This window comes from Chloroflexus sp., from assembly GCF_034435895.1.
In the GTDB taxonomy this organism is placed as follows: Bacteria; Chloroflexota; Chloroflexia; order Chloroflexales; family Chloroflexaceae; genus Chloroflexus.
Window position 1 is genome coordinate 1 of record NZ_DAOTWH010000201.1, and the last position, 5,053, is coordinate 5,053.

Genomic DNA, 5,053 nt, shown 5'->3' on the forward strand with positions numbered 1-5,053 from the left:
TTCAACCCGTGGGCGGCGGCTAGTACCGGGACTGGCATCTATCTCCATGCCGTGTATGATGCGTTTAGCGGTGATGATCCCATCCCGCGCTATGCGCTCTTCCAAGCGCCGGGTGCCGTTTTCGGTTCGCGCCCCATCATCGAAAACGATGCGGCTGTGGTTGGCGGCGAAAGCAGAGTCTCAGTGAACGTCACCTTCCCTAATCTGTCTGCCTCCAACTTGCCCGATCAGGTGCGCTGGCGCTGGGGTGCGCCACCGACCGACACCGAGAATGATTCCAATGGATGGCAGCGATTCAATCCGACCGGTCCCACCAGTGTGTTGGAGGTGCCGATCCCGGCGGCGTTGCGTACCGATGCCGGCTGTGTCGAACGAGAGTTGTTTACCCAGTTGCGCCGTTCGGCGAATAACCTGATCGATCAGCCGCGTTCAGATAAAGTGGTGATCGATGCCGGTGTGCTGGGGAGTGCTGTGGTTGCGAACCCCTTCTCGCGATTCAGAACCTCGCCTTTCACAGCGGTGACGCTAGCTGATCTCATCAATGAAGGCGGCGCTAGCGATGGCCATCCGGATTATACGCGCGTGCCGGCTATGTTTGTCGAGATTCGTAGCCTTGGCGATTGCAGTGGTTTGCGGAACTTTGCGTTGGCGCCAAGTGCGGCCACGCTAACGAGCGTGAGCAATCTGGCGATCAGTGGTAATCGCTTTGCGAATGTCTTGCCCTATCCCGGCACGGTGAACGAAGGACAAATGCAGGTGGTTCTCCGTATACGTGATGCGCTTGGCAACCCGATGATGCTTGAACGCACCTTTACCTATGATGTGACGTCGCCAACGCTCCATAACGGTACGCTGCAAATGCAAGCAATCGATGGCGGGCCAAGCATCGTCGTTACCCTGCAATTCACTAGCCTCGACGTCACTGATAACCTCTACCCCGGTCGTGGGTTCTGGGGGGTGTGGTTGGCCAATAGCCGGACTCCGGTTGCCAATCCTGCCACTGATCCCACGCTGGTGTGGGTGCCGGTCGAAGCGCCGGGTGATGGCAATAGCTTTACGATTATCTGGAGTCTGGCCAGCGGCTTGCCGGAGGCGCAATTGACTGAGGAGGGCACGTACTATGTGTATGCGCGCGCGCTTGATGGCGCCGGCAATCCGAGCGCAACCGCCTTGCAAGCAACCATCTCGATTGACCAAGTGACGTTGCCGCAGGTGATGCTCCCAATGGTGCTGCGATAGCGTGACATAACATGGTTTGGCTAACAGATGGACGCTACCAGCATAGCGTCCATCTGTTTGTTTTTTGCCGCATACACGGTGCGCAATGGCTGCGGCAATTCGTCGTACAATAGCGCAAGCATTGCTGACAAGATGGCGCAGGCGGGCCACGTTCGTGCGTTCAATGACCTGCGCTCGCGTGAAGTTGTTTCGTTCTCGTTGAAGGCATGTATGCAAACCTTCGCTCGCACGATGATGGTGAGTTTGGCGCAACGGATACAGGCCCTGTTTGCTGGCCGCGAGGTTGGGCCATTGGTGATCGTGTTGCTCTTTGCCGCCCTGTTGCCGATCAGCCTGCCGCGGATTGCATTGAGCGATGAGGTGCAGTATTACGCTTACCTGCGCTCGCTGTACTTTGATGGTGATCTCGATTTTTATAACGAGTACCAACACTTTGCCGCGATCGGATTGCGCAACAACGATCCGGCGATCTTCAACGCCCTGCTGCGGCCTGATGCCGCCAATCCGAACCCGATCACCGGCAAGCTGCGCAACGTGGCCCCGGTCGGCTCGGCCTTGCTGTGGGCTCCCGGTTTTGTGTTAGCCGATCTTTGGGTGCAGGCGGCCAATGCCTTGGGTGCGGCTATTCCCCGCGATGGCTTTAGCCGGCCTTATATTGTGGCCGTGTGTATGATGTCGGCCCTCTACAGTTTGCTTGGCCTGCTCTTGACCTACCGGCTGGCCCGGATCTACGCCGGCCAAATCCCGGCGTTGCTGGCAACGCTGACCGTCTTTCTGGCGACGCCGTTGGTGTTCTATACCTATCTGGCGATGGCATGGTCGCACGCGAATGGATTTTTTCTGTTCGCGTTGTTTGTGACCATCTGGTTGCGTGGGCGTGAAGGGAATCTCAGCCATAGCGATGGCCGCCGGCATCGGAGTGTCTGGCTGGCGCTGGGGGTGGTGGCCGGCTTGATGGTCATGACCCGCGAGCAGTTGGGTTTGCTGCTCCTCATTCCGGCCTTCGAGGCGCTCGCCGCCTATATCGGTGCGCTGCGCCGCCGGCAATGGGCAGTGGTGCGCGAGTTGATCGCGGGCCATGCCGTGTTTGTCGGGGTTTTCATACTGGCGCTGACGCCGCAACTGGCCGCCTATTGGGTGCTCAACGGGCGGATCGGGCCATCAACCACGGTGGGCAGCAAGTTGGCAGTGGTGAATCTTGGCCCGCTGCCGGTGCTGGTGAGCCCGCGCTTCTTTGACACCTTGCTTGATCCGGCTCACGGTGCGTTTCTGTGGAGCCCCATCCTCGTGGTGGCGCTGACCGGCTTGATCTGGCTCTTCCGGCGCGATGGCCCGCTGGCGCTGCTGCTGCTAATCGGTTTCCTTGGACAGGTCTATATTAATGGCGCCTTTGGCACCACGTGGCACCTGAGCGGTTCGTTCGGGTTCCGGCGCTTGATCGAGTGTACCCCCATCTTTGTGCTTGGCCTTGCCGCGTTGCTGGCATGGTTGCAGCCTCGGCTGGGCTGGAAGCCGTTACTGGCCGGCGCAACCCTCTTCGTGCTCTGGAACGTGGGCCTGATTGCGCAGTGGACGTTTGTTAGGCCAGAGTTGCGCAAAGGTTTGATTTGGGATGGCATGCTCTACTACCAACTGCGAGTGCCGTTGCAGGTGCTGGGCCGGTTGCACGATATTCTGTTTAACCGCTGCCGGTTGACAACCAATTGTTGAATGAGCGCCGTAGGGTATGCCCCGCGGCGCGCCTTTGAGGGACGGACAAAACAGATCGCTGTGTGATGCCTCAGCAATTAGCTCTCTGCCCCTCTCTCCCGCACCAGTCGAGAAGCGGACAGAACATTTGCGCGAATACAACCGTTGATCGCTGTGCGATGCCGTCAAGACCCGGGCCGCGCTCCCCATTACCCCTCCCCCAGCGGGGGAGGGGTAATGGGGTAGGGGCATCAGCCCGCGCAGTGGGCTTCGTACCCCTAGCCCGGCCCTTGAGGGCCGGGTTCTGGACAGATGTTCAGTCCGCCCTTAAACGCCAGCGGGAGCGGGGCTGGGGGTGAGGGCTGCCGCGCAGCATAGCCATAAAGATCCCCAAACAATGCAAAAAATCTTGATCATTTTTGTGCCTTTTGAGTCTCTTCGTGGCTATCCAGCTAGCCCGACCCTTCAGGCTAGGCTAGGGATCAGAGGTTCTGTCCGCCCTTGAACGGCGCATCCCACGGCGGTAATGGCAAGCGGATGGCCCCCTACAGGGCGTGCTGCTGTTCGCGGGTTGTGGCCAATTGGCCGAGGTGGCACGCCTCGCTCAGACTGACGAGGTAGGGCAGATCATCGCCATACTCGATCACGCTGATGCTGGCATTCGTCACCCAAATCCGGTTGATCCGATCCATATTCATACCGAGCGCGTCGGCCACCAGTATCTTCACAATCACATCATGCGTGCTGATCAACACCGTCTTGCCGGCGTGTTCGGCATAGATGCGCTCGCGAAAATCGAGCACCCGCTTGAGCACGTTCGAGAAGCTCTCGCCCCCCGGCATTTGCGAGCGGGTCGGATGTTGCCGCCACTCGCGCAACCCATCGGCGTACAGCTCCATAATTTCGTGCAAATACCGGCCTTCCCAATCACCGTGGTTGATTTCGAGCAAGGCATCGTCGTAAATCACCTCAAGACCGGGGTGATGGGCGACGATCGCCTGCGCAGTGTGGGCGGCGCGTTGCAGGCGGCTGCTATAGACAAGATCGATCTTCTCGTGGCGCAGCCGCTCGCCAAGCGCGGCAGCCTGCATCCGGCCTAATTCCGACAGTGGGGTGTCTTGCTGGCCTTGATACCGGTTGATCCGGTTCCATTCACTCTCGCCGTGGCGCACAATAATGAGTCGCATAGTTGCCCTACCCTCAATGCAGATCGCGAGCTGGTCAACGACGTTGTCTGTGGTTGTACCACGCAGGCCCTTCGTCATCGTAGGGTTTGGCGGTGGCAACACGTTACAAACTTCGTCTCCAAGCCTCTCAGGTTAGCCGTGCAGCGCCATTATAGCCGAGGTGGTATCATTCACGGCGTGAAGCTGTGCGTATCGTAGAGAGGAATGATCGTAATGGCGGCGCCAATTGATCGCAGCACTCGCCGTTTTCTGATCGCGTTTCGCTACGCCTTTGCCGGGATAGGCCATCTGGTGCGCACCCAACGCAATTTTCAGATTCATCTGCTCATCGGCGCCATCGCGATTGCGTTGGGGGTGGTCTTGCGGATTGCGCGGTGGGAGTGGGTTGCGCTGGCCTTGACCATCGGGATGGTGCTCGCCGCTGAAGGCTTCAATACCGCGGTTGAAGCGACGGTTGATTTAGCGACCAGCGAGCGCCATCCGTTGGCCCGCATCGCTAAAGATGTCGCCGCTGGCGCAGTCTTGCTCTGCGCATTGACCGCGATTGTGGTGGGTGTGCTCATCTTTGGCCCACGGTTGTGGCTGCTTTGGGTACTTTTGACATAATCAGTTTCATTGCTGCAAGCTGCCGAAACTAGGGTATACTGAGCTTGTTCGTTGCAGGTGCTTGGTCTGGGCAGCGTGCTGGCCCGCTGAGCAGACTTATAGCAAGGGGGGCGATGGCTGTGCCGAGCCGTCGCTCGAGCGCGACGGCCCAACGGGCCGCCGCTACTGGTGTCATCTATGTGGCCACTTGTCCGGCAGGCCCGTCATCTTGGCCGTTACCGTGAAATTACGCAGGTGCTGGTGCATCACGGTTTTGGCTATTTGGTCGATCAGCTCGGTCTTACCGCGTTGCTCTCCTTGCCGCGCCGCGCCATTCTGCGCGCGCCGGCCCC

Annotated in this window: 3 protein-coding genes and 1 pseudogene; 3 read left to right on the forward strand and 1 reads right to left on the reverse strand. The window is 59.3% G+C overall.

The window, feature by feature from the left end; all coding sequences use genetic code 11:
- Together U9R81_RS11835 and U9R81_RS11840 are read left to right on the forward strand one after the other, a co-directional pair.
- Positions 1-1,239 (forward strand): annotated as a pseudogene (locus U9R81_RS11835) (exo-alpha-sialidase); the annotation flags it as partial.
- Positions 1,240-1,449: 210 nt separating this feature from the next.
- Positions 1,450-2,949, forward strand: a complete 1,500-nt coding sequence (locus U9R81_RS11840) for a glycosyltransferase family 39 protein (protein WP_322495654.1) — start codon at positions 1,450-1,452, stop codon at positions 2,947-2,949.
- Between the two features lie 524 nt (positions 2,950-3,473).
- On the opposite strand, the gene U9R81_RS11845 is transcribed toward U9R81_RS11840, so the two are convergent.
- On the reverse strand, positions 3,474-4,115 hold the full coding sequence (locus U9R81_RS11845; protein WP_322495655.1) for a histidine phosphatase family protein: 642 nt from the start codon (positions 4,113-4,115) through the stop codon (positions 3,474-3,476).
- Positions 4,116-4,328: 213 nt separating this feature from the next.
- Here U9R81_RS11845 and U9R81_RS11850 point away from each other — a divergent pair, with 213 nt between their 5' ends.
- Complete coding sequence (locus U9R81_RS11850) at positions 4,329-4,721, forward strand: diacylglycerol kinase family protein (RefSeq protein ID WP_322495656.1); 393 nt, start codon at positions 4,329-4,331, stop codon at positions 4,719-4,721.
- Positions 4,722-5,053 lie beyond the last annotated feature (332 nt).

Coding starts and splice junctions, on each gene's coding strand:
- U9R81_RS11840 (WP_322495654.1), top strand. CDS start 1,450: ATGCAAACCTTCGCTCGCACGATGATGGTGAGTTTGGCGCAACGGATA.
- U9R81_RS11845 (WP_322495655.1), bottom strand. CDS start 4,115: ATGCGACTCATTATTGTGCGCCACGGCGAGAGTGAATGGAACCGGATC.
- U9R81_RS11850 (WP_322495656.1), top strand. CDS start 4,329: ATGGCGGCGCCAATTGATCGCAGCACTCGCCGTTTTCTGATCGCGTTT.